Raw genomic sequence first — 19,117 nt, 5'->3', positions numbered from 1 at the left:
ATGAAAATCATCGGTGGTATTGAAAAGAGCGATAAGCTCATTTTGAAACTGACGATTCATTATGAATCAAAAGTTACTATCCATTTGTTCAGTTTTCAAGGAACTTGTTGTCCGTTTGTGTTAATGCTTGTCAACCGGACAGGAATCTTATCTTATCATGTTGACTAACTAACTGTCAACTCTTTTTTTTCGTCAGCGTTCAAAGCGTTTCGACAATCATTCGCTTGAGGCGACAAGAAATAATATATCATGATCTATTTTATTTAGCAAGCACTTTTTAATAACCTTTATATAAATGATTTATAATCCACAACTCCCGCTATCAAACGAAACTCTCAACTACATCAATCGACAGATTATATGAATCCGGATGGATCAACTCTATTTACATACAGATACTTCGAGTTACTGAAAAATGAATTCTATTTACTAAAAACAGAAAGGGTACATCTACTTTTGAACCAATAGTATTAGATAACCAATTAGAGGATACTTTTATATTAGAAGTGTTTCCCTTCACCTTTTGATACAAGTGATCCAAAACGCTCTATAATAAGGTATATATAATATAGAATAAGGAATGAATATGATACTCCCGTTCAAGTAATCACTGACACAGTACACAATAATACTAAATTCAGAACCGCTCTCTAATCACAATCGGCTTCATTTATATCGAGGATGCTCTGATGAATAACCTATATGGGGTGAAAGCATATGAAGCAATGGCTGAAGAACATTCGAAAGGGTTATGGTAAAAAGCTCGTTTCCATTCATGCCTGGAATGCCTGGATTGTTGTTATCCTCGCGGTATCAGGTCTTATGTTGGTCGGTGGTTTCTGGCGTGAGTTACTCGGGATTGGGCGCGTATGGTTAAAGTGGCTACATATTGTCGTCGGTCTAGCTATGCTAGCACCTGTGGTGTATTACTTACTTTTGGCCGGAAAGCACTGGAAACAACTTCGCAATAGGCCATGGCAGAGAGCAAATACAATCGTTGTTCTTGTACTGCTGGTAGGATGGTTGTTATCAGGTATAGTGTTATGGCAGTTCAAGCTCGCTGGGCCGAGATGGTCGAATGCCGCGCTTCTGGTTCATGATTTGCTGACTTGGGTGGGCCTGCCTTATATTATCTACCATTCCATCACGCGAACGAGATGGTTAAAAGATCCTGCACGCCGTGCAGTAAAAGCAACGACAGTTGTAGCAGAGGGTAGAAATATGGTGCATCCAACTGATGCTCCTGATGAATATACGACGCCAGCAGCGATAGTTTCTACCGAATCTATACGTACCATTAAGGAGAGTCCTCTCCATCAACCAGAGAAACCTCAACCCGTGTATACACGGCGGGCATTTATTCGGTCTGCTGTAGGCGTGGGCCTAGCTGTGACTTTGGGGCCTACTTTTATATCCTGGGTTGGACGAAACCTCAAACTAGACAACAGTATTGACAGCATGCTGGAGAACGATCCCAATCACATGGTGCCTTTGCCAAAAGCGCTGCCAGCTTCCTCACCTCCCGTCGGAGGCGGGGCTGAAGGTCATTTTCGCGTATACACGGTTACACCGATACCTTCCTTTTCCAATGCAAACTGGTCATTCCGGATTGATGGGCTTGTTGAACGGGCACAGGTATGGAACTGGGAGCAGTTCGTGAAACTTGCACGTACCGTTCAGGTCAGTGACTTTCATTGCGTTACAGGCTGGTCTGTATATAAGAATACTTGGGAAGGCATATCTCTTAAGCAATTACTGACCCAAGCCGGAGTGAAACCCGAAGCGCACAGCGTCAAGTTCTACTCCGGGGACGGTGTATATACGGATGCGATAACGATGGATCAGGCACAGATGGATGATATTATGGTAGCTGTCATGCATGACGGCAAACCGATCCCGGCAGATTTGGGCGGTCCGGTACGCTTGGTCATTCCCCAGATGTATGCCTATAAGTCTGTCAAGTGGCTGAATCGTATTGAACTGATTGACAGCGAACATATCGGCTACTGGGAAGAACGAGGTTATGACAAGGATGCATGGCTTACTGGTGCTTCTCAGGCGCGTTCCTGATTTGAGTTACTGCCGGTATGTAGTTGAGTTTAAATAAATGTACAAACAGAAGACCCCCGTTCCACTATTCGTGGTACAGGGGTCTTTAAGTTATCTATTTCTTATTCGAGTAACGCTGCGATTTAATCAAAGCCTACTCCACATTCAGAATCTATCCCTCTTGATTCAAAAGACGTACAAGTTCATCCTCATCCTCAATAGTAGGAATGCCGAGATCATGAGCTTTGGTCAGTTTAGAACCTGCCTTCTCTCCGGCAATAACGAGGTCTGTCTTTTTGGAGACACTGCCCGTTACCTTCGCTCCAAGTGCTTCGAGTCGTTGCGTTGCCTCTTCCCGTGTGAGTTGATGAAGCGTTCCGGTCAGCACGACCGTTTTGCCACTGAAGAAGGAATCTTCCACAATCGCTACAGGTGCCTCAGGCGCCTGGGCTTTCACACCCAAATTCAGCATCTTCTCGATAGCTGCCTGTGTAAACGGGTCTGCAAAGAAAGTCACAATGCTCTCAGCCACAATACCACCTACATCAGGTAGTTCAACGAGTTCCTCTGCCGTTGCATTCATAATGGCATGCAGGTCGCGATAATGATCAGCCAGCATACGTGTAGTCGATTTACCTGTATTCGGAATACCCAGTGAATATAGGAACGAAGCGAGGTCACGATCCTTGCTCTGCTCCAGTGCAGCAATAAGGTTGTTCGCTTTCTTTTCACCAAACCGCTCCAGCTTCACCAAATCATCGAATTGCAATGTATACAGGTCAGCGGGCTCACGCACGTTCAATTCATTGTACAGCTGAATCGCCGTTTTCTCGCTGAATGTCTCGATGTCCATTGCATCACGGGAAGCAAAATGAGAAATCCGGGCCACCGTCTGCGGTTTGCACGCTAGCTTGTTGTTACAGAACAAATGCGCTCCACGCTGTTCCAGTGGGAATCCACATGCCGGACATTGCTCAGGGAACACAATTTCCTCGCCGTCACTCTCTTCAGTCACTTTACCTAGTATCTCAGGAATAACATCATTGGAACGACGGATAAAGACACGTGTACCCAAGGCAAACTTCAGATTTTTCCGCTCAATGTCACCTACGTTATTCAACGTGCAGTTCTGTACCGTTACCCCAGCTAGCTCAACCGGTTCAACTCGAGCAAGTGGAGTTACTTTGCCGGTACGACCCACATTCCAGACTACAGAGTTCAGAACGGTTGTGGTCTCTTCCGCCTCGAATTTGTACGCTACCGCCCAACGAGGGAATTTATCCGTGTAACCCAATGCCTCACGGGTGCGCATGTCTGTGATTTTGATAACAGCTCCATCGATCAGGTAGTCCAGTTGGCCACGGCTCTCCTGTATCGCAGCCAACTGCTCCGTCACATCATCAAACTCATGGAAATACGTAATGGATGGATTGACTTTAAATCGATTCTCACGGAGAAAGTCCATCATCTCCTGATGGTTGGCAAATTGAATATCATCCGAATAACCTACATTATAGAAATAGGCGTTCAACCGCCGCTCAGCGGTAGTCTTCGGATTTAAGTTGCGCAGTGCTCCTGCTGCGGCATTCCGAGCATTTTTGAGCGGTTCTGCTGCCGTTTCATTATATCGATTCAATACAGACAGGTTCATGATGCCTTCACCCTGGACTTCAATCGTGCCACCTGTATACGGGATTTTGAGCGGAACAGATTTAATGGTTCTAACCTGAGCCAAAATGCCCTCCCCTACAGTTCCGTTTCCACGCGTAGAGGCTTGAACCAACTCACCGTTTGTGTACGTTAGATTCAGCGTCAAACCGTCAAACTTCAGTTCGATCACATAGCCGGGTTCGGGCAACGGATTGTCTGGATTTTTGGTGTTGAAGTCATTGACCAGCTTGAGCACACGAGTATTCCAGTTTCGCAGCTGCTCTATATTCTGGGCTTTGTCCAAGCTCCACAATGAGGATAAATGGCGATGCGGTGTAAACCCTTTGAGCAGTTCACCACCCACACGCTGTGTCGGAGAATCAGGCAAAACCATGCCACTCTCCTGTTCCAGCGTAACCAGTTCGTCGTACAGAAGATCATACTCCTTATCACTGATCTGCGGCTGATCCATCGTGTAGTACTGATAATTATGCTGGTTCAGCTCGGTAACGAGTTGCTCCATCCGGTGCATCGGGTCCATACAGGGCCATCCCTCCGTTATTATAATTTGGATCTATGTAGAACGAACGTTAGAGCAATCTCTAAGTTCGTTCATGAATATCTATTCCACTTTGGTGATTGGGGCAAAGCCTGCAAGCAGACGTTTTAGGCCAACCGGGGCCGGGAATGCGATCTGAAGCTCTGTGTCATTACCCGATCCTTTCACCCCAACAATGGTACCTGTTCCCCATTTGCCGTGTTGTACTTTATCTCCGGCTTTGAATCCGTCAGAACCAGCTCCGGCAGCGACCGGTTTAGATGCCGACGACGGGGCAGGCGTGCTGGATGTGCTGGACGACGTACTCATGGTAACCCGTGAGGAAGTAACTGACGAAGCGGAAGAACCACTTTGGCTCTGACGATCAAACAGCTTGCTTGCTCCGCCACCAAAGTTGCTTCCTCCACTGGCACCAAGTCCACGGCCACCGTATGATCCACCTGCGCTGCTACCACGACGGTAGCGGTCACGAGCGATGGAGGTATCTTCTTTTAGCTCATCAGGAATTTCATCCAGGAAACGTGAAGGCGGGTTCGCCGTTGTGCGTCCGAACAAGGTCCGCATTTGCGCGCAAGACAGGAAGAGTTGTTCTTCCGCACGCGTAATGCCCACATAAGCCAGTCTGCGTTCTTCCTCCAGCTCCTCGTTATCCATAAAGGCCCGGCTGTGCGGGAAAACTCCTTCCTCCATACCAACGATAAAGACGACAGGGAATTCCAGACCTTTGGCACTGTGCATCGTCATCAGGGTAACTGCATCACTCTGATCCTCTTCATCATCGTTCATACTGTCGATATCCGCAATCAGTGCGAGATCGGTGAGGAACGAAACGAGCGTTTTGTCTTCATTATTTTTCTCAAATTCCATAGTTACGGACAGGAACTCATCAATGTTCTCCAACCGTGCACGGGATTCGAGTGTGTTTTCATTTTGCATCTCAAGTCGGTACTGGCTCATCTCGAGAATCTTCTCGGTCAATTCAGTCACAGACAGATACTCTACCATCTGATGCAGCGCGGCGATCATATCATAGAACTCCACCAGCGCATTCCGCGTTCGACCGGCAAAACCGAGATCGTCCACGACCTGAAGCACACGGTATATTGAAATCCCCCGTTCTCCTGCCGCAGCTGCCAGCTTCGCTACCGTTGTATCACCAATGCTGCGTTTTGGTACATTAATAATCCGGGTAAGGCTGATGTCATCATCGGGGTTCGAAAGCAGGCGCAGATACGCCAGAATGTCCTTGATCTCTTTACGATCATAGAACTTGATGCCGCCAACGATCTGATACGGAATATCAGACTTAATCAGAATTTCCTCTATAACCCGGGACTGGGCGTTGGTACGGTACAAAATGGCATGGTTCTGATAGGATTTGCCGTTCTTCACATTTTTACTAATCTCGGAGGTTACAAAATACCCCTCATCATGTTCGGAATCCGCACGGTACACCTTGATCTTTGAGCCACCCTCTTTGTCCGTCCACAGTTTCTTCGGTTTGCGCCCAGTATTCAGGCCGATTACCTCATTCGCTGCATTCAGGATATTCGAAGTGGAACGATAGTTTTGCTCGAGCAAAATCGTATTGGCTTCAGGGTAGTCTTTCTCAAAATTCAGGATGTTGCTGATATCCGCTCCACGCCAGCGATAGATCGATTGGTCACTATCCCCTACGACGCAAATGCGGTGATGACTATCAGCAAGCATACGGCAAAGCATGTACTGCGCACGGTTGGTATCCTGGTACTCATCCACGTGAATGTACTGGAATTTCTTTTGGTAAAAGTCGAGAACTTCCGGTACCTCTTTGAAAAGTTGAATAGTCGCCATGATGAGATCATCAAAATCGAGCGAGTTGTTGGCTCTGAGCCGTTTTTGGTACATCTTATACACTTTCGCCACAATGCCTTCAAAATAGTCAGCAGCCTGTTTCTCATATTGCTCCGGACTGATCAATTCATTCTTCGCGGTACTCATCATCGATTGAACGGCTTTTGGCTCAAATTTCTTGGTGTCGATGTTCTGGTCTTTCATACAACTACGAATGACAGATAATTGGTCAGATGAATCCAAAATGCTGAAATTGGAGGTGAAGCCGATGCGTTCAATGTCACGGCGCAGAATACGCACACACATGGAGTGAAACGTTGATACCCAGATGTCACGACCCTGAGAGCTGCCAACCAGTTGGGATACCCGGTCTTGCATCTCGCGTGCCGCTTTGTTCGTAAACGTAATAGCCAAAATACCCCAAGGGGGTGCTTTTCGTGTTGCAATAAGATAGGCAATCCGGTGTGTTAGCACACGGGTCTTGCCACTGCCCGCTCCAGCCATAATCAACAGCGGTCCATCCGTCGCCTCGACAGCTTGCCGTTGGGGGGTGTTAAGCCGTGCTACGGCATCATGTATATTTACAGGTTGCATGCATGCATGCTCCTTTCATTGGTTGAAATCGATATAAGTAGTACTAAGGGTTACACTCGTCACTACGATGACAGAATAATCTTCCGATCGCCGTTATTCCCGGATTTTTTGATCTACTTTTTTCAAAGTGAAAATCCGGTAATAAATGCGAGCACTTCGTTTCTCCAGCTTATTTCTGTCCTCTTCGTTCTCGTGTAAAAATTAGTTTAGCTTATATTTAAGAGTAGTTGAAATTACAATTGAACTGCAATTACTATCTTTCAGTTCTTTCAGTTGTTGAAAAAGTGAGAGCGCTCCGCTTCTCCATTGCAGTCTACGTTCTTGTGTAAACGACATTGCGCTCATGTAACTTGTTCTATTTAGCAAAGCCGAAGTTCTATTTTAACAGATCAGGAGGGGAAATTGGGGGAATGGTAAACTAAACCGATTAAACGGATTGTTTCACAGCTTGGACCGTCTCCAACGCCTTGTGCAAATCACTGTACACAATGTTTCCAACCACAACGGTGTCTGCTACCTGTGCAGCTTGTCTAGCTTTCTCCGGACTATCAATCCCGCCGCCGTAGATAAGATGCGCCTTGGTGAGTTGTCTGTGTGTCTCTCCAACCAGCTCCATATCTCCAAACGTTCCGCTGTACTCCATATATACGATAGGCAGGTTTAGCAGACGTTCCGCAGCCTGGGCGTAAGCAACCGCAGCATCCGTCGTTAATTCCGTATCCGCTCCCGTCATTCGGGCAACAGTGGAGTCGGCATTAAGGACAATATAACCTTCTGCAATAAGCAGATCCCATGGGATCAGGTAACCGTAACGCTCGATGGCTTGCTGGTGCTGTCCGATCATCCATTTGCTATCCGTTGCATTCAGCACCATCGGAATCAGATATCCGTCAAAACCAGGCACAACTGCCTCCAGATCGGATACTTCAAGCACACAGGGCAGCTCGTAGCGACGTACTCTGGACATCAGGTCCACCGTGTTGTCATAGGTAATTCCCGAAGACCCGCCAACAATAATGGCATCAGTTCCCGACATGCAGATCAGGTCAAGTGCTTCATCCGTTATTTCCCGGTCCGGGTCTAGCTTAAATACATGTCTCCACTGCTTAATCATGTCTATCAACGAACATTCCTCCAGAGGTTCTTCTGCATCCTAAAAAGCTTGTAAACTAAGTCTAAGTCAGCAGGGAGTGAGTGTCAATGTTCGTATAAAAAGGGGAACAAAAAATCACAGACTTTTCCCTGGAATTGCAGGAGAAGCCTGTAATTTTAGATGGCAGGGATGTGATGCTACAGAATTTAAGCCAGCGCCTGGTGCCACTTCGAACATCAATATCTTGAGTAGAGTTGGATCCAAAGTCTCAAGTAGGAATACCGCAACCTCTGAATCATAATTTTATACTCAAGGTTTCCAGGCAAAACGTGTGTTCATCTCATCCAGTTCCTGCTCGGTTAATACATCCGAATACACGCCGTACACGCCCCATTTCTCATAGTTTGCTACCTGATCGGTGTCATTAATGGTATGAACGTAGGTGACGGCTCCTGCCTGCTTCAGCTTGGCAACGAAATTCTGGTTTACTTTATATTCCGGCATGGTTACGGCATCGATGTCATTCTTTTGTACAAAATCAACCACCTGGGCTTCAGTATCCTGCGTAGCATAAAGGGTATAAATAATAGAAGGAAACGCGTAGATTTCTTTCACGGTTTCGAGCATCGGCTCGTTATAGATCTGTACTACAACCCGATTAAGAATTGAAGGGTCATGTTTCTTGGCTGCGTCCACGAGTGATTTTAGCACCTGCTGAATATCCTCGTCCTTCTGTTCTTTGGTATCGGTCACGATATACATATCCGGGTACTTGGCCAATACGTCCATAATGCCGTCGGCATCCATCGGTTGGTACATGCCCAGAATGGGCGTATTCATGAATTCATCATGTGTCAGCGCCCCAGCCTGTTTGTCCTCGGGTAACTCCTCGTCCTGTCCCAGCATTTTGCTCATGTTAGCGGTCCATTCATGTCTGGCTACTGCTTTGCGGTCCGAGGTCAGCATAAAGTCAATCTCAAACACACGTGTGCCCTTCTCATAATTGGCAATCATCGCCTCATAGGCGTTCGTGTAAGGCTTCTCACGGATACTGCCCATGGCATGAGCAATCAGTCGATAGGCCGTAAACCCATCGTGCTGCTCCTCGCTCTGACTGTCATAGGCAAAAAAGAGTGTGCCCACGGTTACGATGAGTAGTGTAACGACGGCGGCAATTCGTTTCATATGGCGTTCACATCCTTATCAGGGTGGTAGGGAAGAAAAAGAGTACGAATAACATGATATGACGAAGCATGTGCGGTTTTTCCTTTTTGATAGCTAACTACCCTGATTGGAGAGGTGTAAAACAAAAAGCCGCCCGAAGGCGGCTGTTAAATCTAGGGATGCAGTATTTCGAATGGATAAGAAGCACCATCTATTCGGTTGGTTGCACACTCAATTCATTCAGAAATGCGATCAAAGCTTCGCGCCAAGCTCTCATGGGTGGCAGACCGTTTGTACGAATAGCGAGATGATCCATTACGGAATATTGAGGTCGAGGAGCAGGACGTGGGAATTGCCCGGTGGTACAAGGCTCGAGAACAGCACTCAGTTTGAATCCGGATTGCTTGGATGCTTCTTCTGCAATGGCCTGTGCAAATTCATACCAGGTGCACATTCCAGAATTAGAGGCATGGTAGATACCATATTTCTCAGTTAATGAAAGTTCACTCACGAGTCTGGCTAAATCCACAGTATATGTGGGCGACCCTTGTTGATCATGAACGACCTGAAGTCGGGGACGCTTCTCCAGAAGTTCCAACATGGTTTTGACAAAATTACTGCCGTGTACTCCAAACACCCATGATGTTCGTATAATAAACCATCGCGTGCAGAGACTCTCGACCAGTCTCTCTCCGGCAAGCTTTGACTTGCCATACACGGTCTGCGGATTCGTCAAATCAAATTCCTGATAAGGCCTCGTTGCCGTGCCATCAAATACGTAGTCGGTACTAATATAAATCAGTTTGGCTTTCACTTTCTCTGCAGCAACGGCTATATTTCTAGTGCCTGTTACATTGACTGTGTACGCCATATCCTCATCTGTCTCGGCCTTATCAACGGCTGTATAGGCAGCACAATGAACGATGATGTGAGGCTGGAAAGCGTTAATGGTTTCTCTGCATTGCTGTTGATCGGTAATGTCCAATTGGTCCCTGTCACAGGCCATGACATCATGACCACCAGCTCGAAATATCTTTACAACATCGTATCCGAGCTGTCCCGCAGCCCCCGTCACCATTACTCTATACTTCATTTTGTAGGATCACCCATTCGATCACCATACTGAAGTTTTACATAATCTTGATACGTACCTGATTGAATTCGTGTCCACCATTCCTGATGATTCAGATACCACTGGATGGTTTCCTTGATCCCTGTCTCAAAATTGTGCACGGGCTTCCAGCCAAGCTCAGTATGCAATTTGGTCGGGTCAATCCCATAACGTCGGTCGTGGCCTAGTCGATCCTGTACATATTGAATCAAACTTGCAGGTTTACCTAGTTGTTCTAGAATCTTTTCAACAATATATATATTGGTACGTTCATTATTTCCCCCGATGTTATATACCTCTCCAATCTTGCCATTATGAATGACCAGGTCGATAGCACTACAGTGATCTTCTACATAGAGCCAATCACGAATATTAAGCCCATCGCCATAGACAGGAATAGCCTCATCATTTAATGCACGAGATATAATAAGCGGTATAAGTTTCTCTGGAAATTGGAAAGGTCCATAATTGTTCGAACAACGTGTAATGTTTACAGGCAAACCAAAGGTTTCATGATACGCTCTGACAAGCAAATCCCCACCCGCTTTACTGGCAGAGTATGGACTGTTCGGCATCAATGGTGTCTCTTCTGTAAACAAACCTGTTGGACCAAGTGAGCCATATACTTCATCCGTAGACACCTGAACATATTTGGTAACTTGATATTTTTTCGCCGCATCCAGCAACACCTGAGTTCCGAGTACATTGGTACGCACAAAAATATCGGGGGACAGAATGCTGCGATCCACATGAGACTCAGCCGCAAAATTGACGATTACATCGATCCCTTGGGATATAATTTGTTCCATTTGCTGAACGTCAGTGATATCCGCTCGGATAAACGTATATTGAGAATTCGATTCTACGGATTGCAAATTCTCAAGGTTGCCCGCATACGTTAAGGAATCCACGTTAACAATTTCATAATCAGGATGCTCACGAAGCATATACATCACAAAGTTGCTGCCAATAAATCCAGCCCCTCCAGTAACGAGCAGTTTCATGTTATCTCTCTCCTTCTGCCCCCAGATACTGTTCGATCCGAGAAGCTTGTTTTAGTTAGCCAAAATTCAGTTCCGCCCCTTGAAGTAAAGGGTGCTTCTGATCTTTCTCGGAGAGAATGGGATCCGACACAGGCCAATCAATTCCGAGCGCTGGATCGTTCCACAAAATACCCCGGTCATGTTCAGGCGAATAGTATGCATCCACCTTGTATGTCACCTGTGTATGTGGCACCAGTGTACAGAATCCATGAGCGAAACCTTGGGGGACAAGCAACTGCCGCTGATTATACTCACTAAGAATGACACTTTTCCACTGTCCAAAGGTTGGTGAAGTCGTACGAATATCTACAATAACATCATAGATGGCTCCGGATATTACTCTGACCAACTTGGTCTGTGCTCTGGGCTGAAGCTGGTAATGAAGTCCGCGAAGAACTCCAGCTTCGGCGGACAGGGATTGATTGTCCTGAACAAACACATGATGTATACCATTTTCATACAGAACACGCTCATTATAACTTTCCATGAAATATCCCCGATGATCGCCATAAACCTTAGGTTCCAATATAGCTGCGCCATCCATAAACAGCGGAATCACCTTCATGTTATCCCTCCGTTATTGCTATTAACAGCATTTCTTCATATTAATCTATGTATATGTAAAGCATCGGGCAAGTGATCGTTCATTGGCCTGGTTAAATCATGATATTTCAATACGTTGTTCCATAAAATAATTAAAACCCAGCCGGTGTTTTAATTTCGGCTGGGCTTGATCATAGCGATTTCTCTATTTGTTCTGTACTATATGCTCCAAATACTTCAACAAATCCTCCCGCAAATCCGGGCGCTGAAGGGCATAATGAATCGTGGTTTCAATAAAACCAAGCTTCTCCCCAACATCATGACGCAGGCCGTCAAAGTGATAGGCTAGAATCTGCCGCTGGTCATTCAGACGGGACAAGGCATCCGTTAACTGGATTTCTCCTCCCACGCCAGCAGACTGCTGACCAAGAATATCGAAGATATCCGGCGTCAGAATATAACGTCCCATAATCGCCAAATTGGAAGGTGATTCTTCCGTCTTCGGTTTCTCGATCAAACGACGCGCACGGTACACACGATCTTCGGTGCGAGATACCAATTCCCCGTCCACAATCCCGTAACGTGACACTTCGCTCCAATCAACAGGCTGCACACCTACGATCGGAGATTGCAATTCATCATAAACTTCGATCATCTGCTGAAGACAAGGATGATTGGATTCCACGATGTCATCCCCCAGTAGCACGGCAAATGGTTCGTTTCCGATAAACTTGCGGGCACACCAGATGGCGTGTCCCAGACCCTTCGGTTCCTTTTGACGGATATAATGGATGTCTGCCATCTCGGAGGGTTTGCGAACTTCATTCAGCAGATCCCATTTCTGTTTACCAGCAAGATTCTGCTCCAGCTCGAATGAATAGTCAAAATGATCCTCAATGGCCCGTTTACCTTTACCTGTTACGATAATGATATCCTCAATGCCTGAAGCTACAGCTTCTTCAATAATGTACTGGATCGTCGGTTTGTCAACGATTGGCAACATCTCCTTGGGCATCGCCTTCGTGGCAGGCAGAAACCGGGTACCGAGCCCGGCCGCTGGAATGATTGCTTTGCGAATACGCACGCTAGATCCGCTCCTTCTGGTGGAGAAATAATTATATATTAGATAAATCGAATACTAATTTGGCTAGACTTCATTATACCATCAACAGCTCCCGGATATCCTGCTCGGATAAGGTAGTCGATCCTCGATCTCCGGGTTCAATGACTTCGGCAATCAAATCTTTTTTGCGCTGCTGCAGCTCCAAAATCTTCTCCTCAATCGTACCTTCCGTAACGAGGCGGATAACCTGTACGACTTGTTTCTGCCCCATACGATGGGCACGCCCGATGGCCTGTTCTTCCACGGCGGGATTCCACCAAAGGTCATATAAAATAACAGTATCTGCACCTGTTAAGTTCAATCCGGTACCGCCAGCCTTCAAGGAGATCAGGAACAGCTCAGCTTCACCCTCGTTGAATCTGCGACACATCTCTACCCGACTCTGTGCAGGTGTCTGACCATCCAGGTAGAACAAATCTCCCCCCTGTGCAGCGAGCGTCTGTCGAATCAGATTCAGCATGCTAGCGAACTGGGAGAAGATGAGAATACGTTTCCCAGCAGCGAGACAATCCTGGACCGTCTCCAGCAGCTGCTCCATTTTCCCGGAATCCCCTTGATAACCCTCCACAAAGAGAGCGGGATGACAGCACAACTGGCGCAGGCGTGTAATACCAGCCAGTATTTTAATCCGGTTCTTCTGAAAGCCGTTCTCTTCCATATCCTTGGATGTCTCATCCTGAAGCTGAGACAGGTACGCGGCATACAGTTTCTTCTGTTCGTCCTTCAGCTCGGAGCGCTGAACCGTTTCAATACGATCCGGCAATTCCTCCAGCACATCTTTCTTCAGACGGCGAAGAATAAACGGACGGACCATTCGCGCGATTCGTTCAGGAGGCAGGTCCCGGAATCTGCGATAGCTTGGAAATAGGCCCGGGAAAACCGCTTCAAAGATCGACCATAGCTCATCCAATGAGTTCTCCACGGGTGTTCCTGTAAGAGCGAAGCGACGTGGTGCCTCAATCTGTTTAACCGCTTGGGCTGTCTGGGAAGAAGAGTTCTTGATAGACTGGGCTTCATCCAAAATAAGCGTATGAAACGTTCTCCCGAGATATGTGTCCAGATCGCGGCGCAATAGCGGGTAGGACGTCACAATAACATCTGCGTCATCCATGCCTGCGAGCATACTGGCTCGTTCGTCTTTCTGCCCAGCCGCAATCAGAACTCGCAAATGCGGCGCAAATCGGGCAAATTCATTCGCCCAGTTGTACGTTAACGAAGCTGGTGCAACGACGAGTACCGGGGGATGAGTAGCTTGTTGGTCCAACAGTCCGGCCTGTACTTCATCTGGGATGTTATTCCCGAAAGTTCCCTCATCGACAGTGTAATCAACATCACCTGGATTGCTTATGTGCTGTTTCGGCTTTTCTTTCAGTTCTGCCGCGATATAGGCGATACTTTGCAGCGTTTTACCAAGTCCCATATCATCCGCCAGGATACCGCCAAATCGGTAAAATGCGAGTGTACGCAGCCACTGATATCCACTGGCCTGATAATCACGCAACACGGGAGCAAGCGCATCCGGTAATGCAAAATCCATTCGCTCGGGATCACGAAGGTCATCCAGGAAACGTTTCAGGGAACCGCCCCACTTCACATGTCCGGAAACCTCGTCCCGGCCCGGAAGCTGTAACGCCCGAACTGCCGGCATCCGTATATGACTGCCATTGATATCGCCCGACGCCAGTCCAAGGGAATCCGCCATGTGTGCAAAGCTGTCCGCTCCGTCATTTTCGAGAGAGACAAACACACCGCTGCGCAAGCGGAAATACGGTTTCTTTTCCACAATGCTGCGCATAATTTCCTGAAGCTCCAGCTCATCTACACCTTCCATCTCGAATGAGATCTCCAGCCAATCCAAGCCTTTGCCCAGATCTGCCCGAACTTTCGGCGGTGTCGGATAGGATTGCACCATGGCCTTCATCGCATTCGGGATATAGACATCTACCTGCTTCTCAAGCTCCGGCAGCAAATGATACATCACATCGTATACCGCATCTTCTCTTTCACTTGCCCATACACTGCCATCCCGTTTCAGGAAAGAGCGATCTAGTCGGTCGATTAGGTTACGCTCCGCATGACGGTCACGTACCAAAATCACCTTTTTCTCTTCCTCATCGATCAAATATTCGGCCAGCGGATTAATCACCATTACACCGTAATCAAACTCCAGACGCGCAGTAATCCGTTCCCGGTAGAAATCAATATACAACTTTGGCGCGAGCTCCGGCTCTGCGATTCGTTCTCTCACCTGGGAGTCGATCGACAGATGTCCAAGTGTACGCAATTCCGGCACTACATGCTGCACGAATTCATCCACCTGCTGAGCAGAAATATCGATACTTTCCTTGATTCCATAAGAAGTGAGCGCTCTGCTCAAATCCTCCAGACTTCGCATCTGCATCGGCTCCAACATATGCAATTGCCCTTCCACCACGGCAGCATCATAGGCTGGAAGAAGAATTAACTCACGCAATCCGGAGATCTCAAGCTGATATCCTTCATTAGTCCCCTGCGCAATACGATAAAATAATGGCAGTGCCCCTTCACCCAAAGTGAGCGGACCATTGGCTAACCCTGTTCCCTCCATCCGGCTATCTGCCTGCAGCAGCAAATCCAATAGAGGCTTCCAGACCAGAGGAGCAATCAATATATCTCTTCCGTCTGAAGCACCCAAGTAACCGGAGATGGATTCGCGGTAAGCTTCCTCACTCTGCCTCATCCGAATAAGCATAGACAAGATCGCCTGATCCTGTGGCCGAAAATAATGCATTGAAGGGTCGTAGAAAAATAGCTTGGTAAACGACATCGGCTCACCATTCTCAATGCAATTCAGGAATTGCTTCACTTTCTGAACGACATACAGGCGTTTATTTCCTACTTTCAGTTCAAGCGCGAGTTTGGCTCCGCCTTTGTGAACTTGAACAAGCTTGCATATAAATTGGAGCTGCAGCTCCTCCCGCAATGAAGACCGGGTTACAGGCGCAGTGTATTTACGATCATTTGATTGCAGGGGGCTGCGTTCTTTAGCAAACATGGAAAGAATCTGATCTGCTGTGCGGTAGGAAGGTTTATCTGCTGATCTACCCCATCCAGGAGCTGAGCTTGGTCGACCCGCTTGGGCGAAATGTACGGACGGACGATCCATATCCGAATGGTCATCAAGCTTGGATTCGGAAGACACTGGCTCGGCTGCAATGGCCTGAGCAGATGAAGTTGAATGAGATCCCACATTCATTACTGAGTCGGTATTTGAAATGGAGTTTGGACGCTCCCACTCATTCTCCTCCACCAGCGTTCCTACTCTGGAACTGGAGCCACGATCAGGTTTAGACACCAGCTTCGAGGATGTTTGAGAGCCCGTGTCACGCTGTTCTCCCCATTCATGAATCGCCAGCAAAACGGCAGCCACGTGTTTGCAATAGTCATAATATCTCCCATCGCCCGGACAGCTGCATCCGGCAACAACCTCACCTGCATCATCCAGATCAACCGTTACTTTGTATCGTTCTGTACCTCGAACCACAGCTTCGTAATGACGTTCATCCTGACTGGCAACCAGATTGGTCACCCTCCCAGATTGGTTATACGCTTCTCCCCGTTTGAAAGCCGTGACCCCGCACAGCAATTTGATATCCATCATCGTGAATGGCGCCACGGTTCTTCGCCTCCTATATTTCTCTGACAAACAAGATAACACATACGAATTTAGTATAGGTGTAGTTCAAGTCTCTTTTATAGAAAAAACCCCAAGAGCTCCGTAAAGCAGAGATTGGGGTTGCTTCATACTTCATGCCTGTTGCTGTTTGTTCCGGTTTCGATCTATTATTTCACCAGTTGACCACGCGTTACGCCAAGCTGGTTTGTTGCTTTCAGCGTTTTCCAAACTTGTGTACCACTGATCTCGCCACGCAGAGCACGGTTATACAGATCAATAACCTCACGCACCTGCTCTGGAGTTTCCTCCAGGAATTCCACACGGTAGCGGGATACACCCAGATCCATGAAGTTGGTCAGGTATTCTGCACCGGATTGTTCCACCGCATTATACACGGTATTACGGCAACCTTCGTCCACACGTACCGGGTGAGACATGCCGATCCGGTCTTGCAAGGAAGCCCGGTGATCTTCACATGGACGTCCACAGTTCGTAAAGTCGGTTCCTTCACTCATAAACGTACAGTACACACAGTGCTCGGTATGGAACATCGGCAAATGCTGATGAATAACGACTTCCGTCTGACTTGTACGGGAGTGTCCCAGCAAATCAACCATTTGCTGAATGTTCAGGTCATAAGAAGGCGTAATCCAGTCACAACCCGCTTCCAGGAACAGTTCCACTGCTTTGTGATTGGCAATGTTGAGTGAGAAGTCACCGATCAATTCAGGATGCTTCGCATCCGGGTTCTCCATCCGGTGGCGCAAGTAGAAGTACAATGCACCCGTATTACGTACGAGCACAGCATCCGGCTGCAAACGCAGGATGTTGTTGTGATAACCGTTCTCGCCAGGCATATGAATGCGTGGTGTTGCCAACGCAATCTTGCGGCCTGCGGCACGAACAGCTTCCACCGCTGCCGGGAACTGCTTGATAAACTCGAAGTCGGCGTAGATCATGCCGACACCTGCTTCCAGCGCTGCCTCCACTTGTGGCAGGCTGCGGCAAAGCGCGGTCAGCTCCGCATGACCGCGAGCAACTGGCGCTGCCGGTTTAACTGCATCGCCGTAGACTTCCACCGCCCGTTTCACGTAGACGGGCGGTTTAGGGCGCTCGCCCGCGAGTTGTTCCACCGCCTGACGGCGAATGTTATTCAACTCGCGCATCGGGATGATGACGTCACCGTGCAAGTTGACGTCCAATTCTTCCAGCTGGAACACAGTGCCGCCCAGACGTCCGAATTGCTCTTCGAGCAGTCCGTGTGTCATTGGACGCTTCTGGGCGATATCCAGTTCCATCTCGGAATTAACACGGACCGTCGTGCCCTTCTGCACGTCCGTCCACCATGTGCTAAGCGGCTGCCCTGGGCTGCCGATAACTTTTACGTTTACCGGGAAGATACGATAAGGCTTCTCGATTTCAAAGCTCTGACGCAGACGTTTGTCCAGCGCCGGATCATTCGTTTTCCATACTTTGTCGCCAACTTTCACGCGGCGCAGGTCCACGTCACTACGGCCTGGTACAACGTCCACGATCCAGCCTTCCTCTGCTTCGCCTTCAAGCTTCACGCCTTTGCGACGTACATCGTAGACACGCCCGCCCTCTTCCTTCTTCGTCGGATCTCCGGCATCAAATACGATTCCGTCTCCACGTTTAACGGGGGCATCTAGCTTCAGGACGACACCATCCCGCAATACTTGGTCTACACGACCCAGATAGACGCCACGGCTTTTCGGGAACGTACCGTCAACCAGCTGTTTATTATTCGTTCCGTCCAGGAAACCGTGTGTGAATCCACGAGAGAAGCTCTGCTGCAATTCACGAACTTCTTCCTTACTAGGAGGAGTATTATCTCCATCAAAGTAACGGTCAATCGCTTTGCGGTATTTACTAACCACGTTGGCCACGTATTCCGGCGTTTTGAGACGTCCTTCGATTTTGAAGGAAGTTACGCCTGCTTCGATCAGTTCCGGCATCAAGTCAATTGCAGCCAGATCCTTCGGAGACAGCAGATACGCCACATCGCCCATTGGTTTATGCTCACCATCCACCATCAGGTCGTACGGCAGACGACAAGCCTGTGCACATTCCCCACGGTTGGCGGAACGTCCACCCCACATTTCAGAAGTCAGACATTGCCCGGAATAAGACACACACAACGCACCGTGAACAAATACTTCCATCGGTAACTTCGCCTGTTCTCCGATCTTCTGGATCTGCTTCAGGTTGTTCTCCCGTCCAAGCACGACACGTTCCATATCAAACGGCTTCGTAAACTCCACCGCTTCCGGTGACGTAATCGTCATTTGGGTGGAACCGTGAATCGGGAAATCCGGCGAGATCTCGCGAATCATTTTGACCAGACCCAAATCCTGTACAATCACGGCGTCCACACCTGCATCGACACAAGCGTCGATCAGTTCTTTGGCATCCGTCAATTCATTTTCAAAAATCAATATATTAAAGGTCAAAAAACCTTTTACGCCATAACTGTGCAAAAACGCCATAATCTCAGGCAGCTCGTCCATACGGAAATTGTTCGCCCGTGCCCGTGCATTAAATTTTTCGACTCCGAAGAAAATCGCATCCGCGCCGTTGGCTACCGCCGAACGCATACAATCCCAGTCACCTGCGGGTGCCAGAAGCTCAACGTCTTCTCTTCGTATTGTTGCTGTTTTCATGTGTATCCTCCCCATAACC

At 47.9% G+C, this 19,117-nt stretch carries 11 protein-coding genes; 1 reads left to right on the top strand and 10 read right to left on the bottom strand.

Annotated features, from left to right (window positions below; genetic code table 11):
• Nucleotides 1-717: 717 nt before the first annotated feature.
• On the top strand, nucleotides 718-2,070 hold the full coding sequence (locus AC4PM4_RS12040; protein ID WP_064641973.1) for a molybdopterin-dependent oxidoreductase: 1,353 nt from the start codon (nucleotides 718-720) through the stop codon (nucleotides 2,068-2,070).
• 151 nt (nucleotides 2,071-2,221) lie between these two features.
• Here AC4PM4_RS12040 and ligA read toward each other — a convergent pair whose 3' ends face one another.
• From ligA to AC4PM4_RS11990, 10 genes are all read right to left on the bottom strand, one after another.
• The gene (ligA, locus tag AC4PM4_RS12035) at nucleotides 2,222-4,240 is read right to left on the bottom strand and encodes an NAD-dependent DNA ligase LigA (RefSeq protein ID WP_491613680.1); all 2,019 of its coding nucleotides are present in this window, start codon (nucleotides 4,238-4,240) and stop codon (nucleotides 2,222-2,224) included.
• An 81-nt stretch (nucleotides 4,241-4,321) separates the two neighbouring features.
• Complete coding sequence (gene pcrA, locus AC4PM4_RS12030; RefSeq protein ID WP_491613679.1) at nucleotides 4,322-6,685, bottom strand: DNA helicase PcrA; 2,364 nt, start codon at nucleotides 6,683-6,685, stop codon at nucleotides 4,322-4,324.
• Nucleotides 6,686-7,112: 427 nt separating this feature from the next.
• Nucleotides 7,113-7,799: a heptaprenylglyceryl phosphate synthase gene (gene pcrB, locus AC4PM4_RS12025; RefSeq protein ID WP_491613689.1), complete on the bottom strand. Its 687-nt coding sequence runs from the start codon at nucleotides 7,797-7,799 to the stop codon at nucleotides 7,113-7,115.
• Nucleotides 7,800-8,087: 288 nt separating this feature from the next.
• A complete protein-coding gene (locus tag AC4PM4_RS12020) occupies nucleotides 8,088-8,963 on the bottom strand; it encodes a phosphatidylinositol-specific phospholipase C/glycerophosphodiester phosphodiesterase family protein (protein ID WP_274568608.1) in 876 nt (291 codons plus the stop codon).
• A gap of 190 nt (nucleotides 8,964-9,153) precedes the next feature.
• Nucleotides 9,154-10,035, bottom strand: a complete 882-nt coding sequence (gene rfbD / locus AC4PM4_RS12015; RefSeq protein WP_063568269.1) for a dTDP-4-dehydrorhamnose reductase — start codon at nucleotides 10,033-10,035, stop codon at nucleotides 9,154-9,156.
• A complete protein-coding gene (gene rfbB, locus AC4PM4_RS12010; protein WP_072733562.1) occupies nucleotides 10,032-11,057 on the bottom strand; it encodes a dTDP-glucose 4,6-dehydratase in 1,026 nt (341 codons plus the stop codon). Before rfbB ends, rfbD begins: the two co-directional genes overlap by 4 nt.
• A gap of 55 nt (nucleotides 11,058-11,112) precedes the next feature.
• Nucleotides 11,113-11,661, bottom strand: a complete 549-nt coding sequence (gene rfbC, locus AC4PM4_RS12005) for a dTDP-4-dehydrorhamnose 3,5-epimerase (RefSeq protein ID WP_064641968.1) — start codon at nucleotides 11,659-11,661, stop codon at nucleotides 11,113-11,115.
• A 183-nt stretch (nucleotides 11,662-11,844) separates the two neighbouring features.
• Nucleotides 11,845-12,723 (bottom strand): UTP--glucose-1-phosphate uridylyltransferase GalU, encoded by an 879-nt coding sequence (galU, locus tag AC4PM4_RS12000; protein ID WP_063568272.1) that lies wholly within the window; start codon nucleotides 12,721-12,723, stop codon nucleotides 11,845-11,847.
• A 73-nt stretch (nucleotides 12,724-12,796) separates the two neighbouring features.
• A complete protein-coding gene (locus tag AC4PM4_RS11995) occupies nucleotides 12,797-16,417 on the bottom strand; it encodes a DEAD/DEAH box helicase (protein WP_491613678.1) in 3,621 nt (1,206 codons plus the stop codon).
• A gap of 167 nt (nucleotides 16,418-16,584) precedes the next feature.
• Entirely contained in the window at nucleotides 16,585-19,098 is a 2,514-nt protein-coding gene (locus tag AC4PM4_RS11990) for a U32 family peptidase (RefSeq protein WP_491613677.1), read from the bottom strand.
• Nucleotides 19,099-19,117 lie beyond the last annotated feature (19 nt).

It is taken from the genome of Paenibacillus sp. MDV22-iso6 (assembly GCF_058408365.1).
The sequence above is the reverse complement of the archived record's forward strand: the minus strand, read 5'-3'. Positions and strand labels throughout refer to the sequence as shown.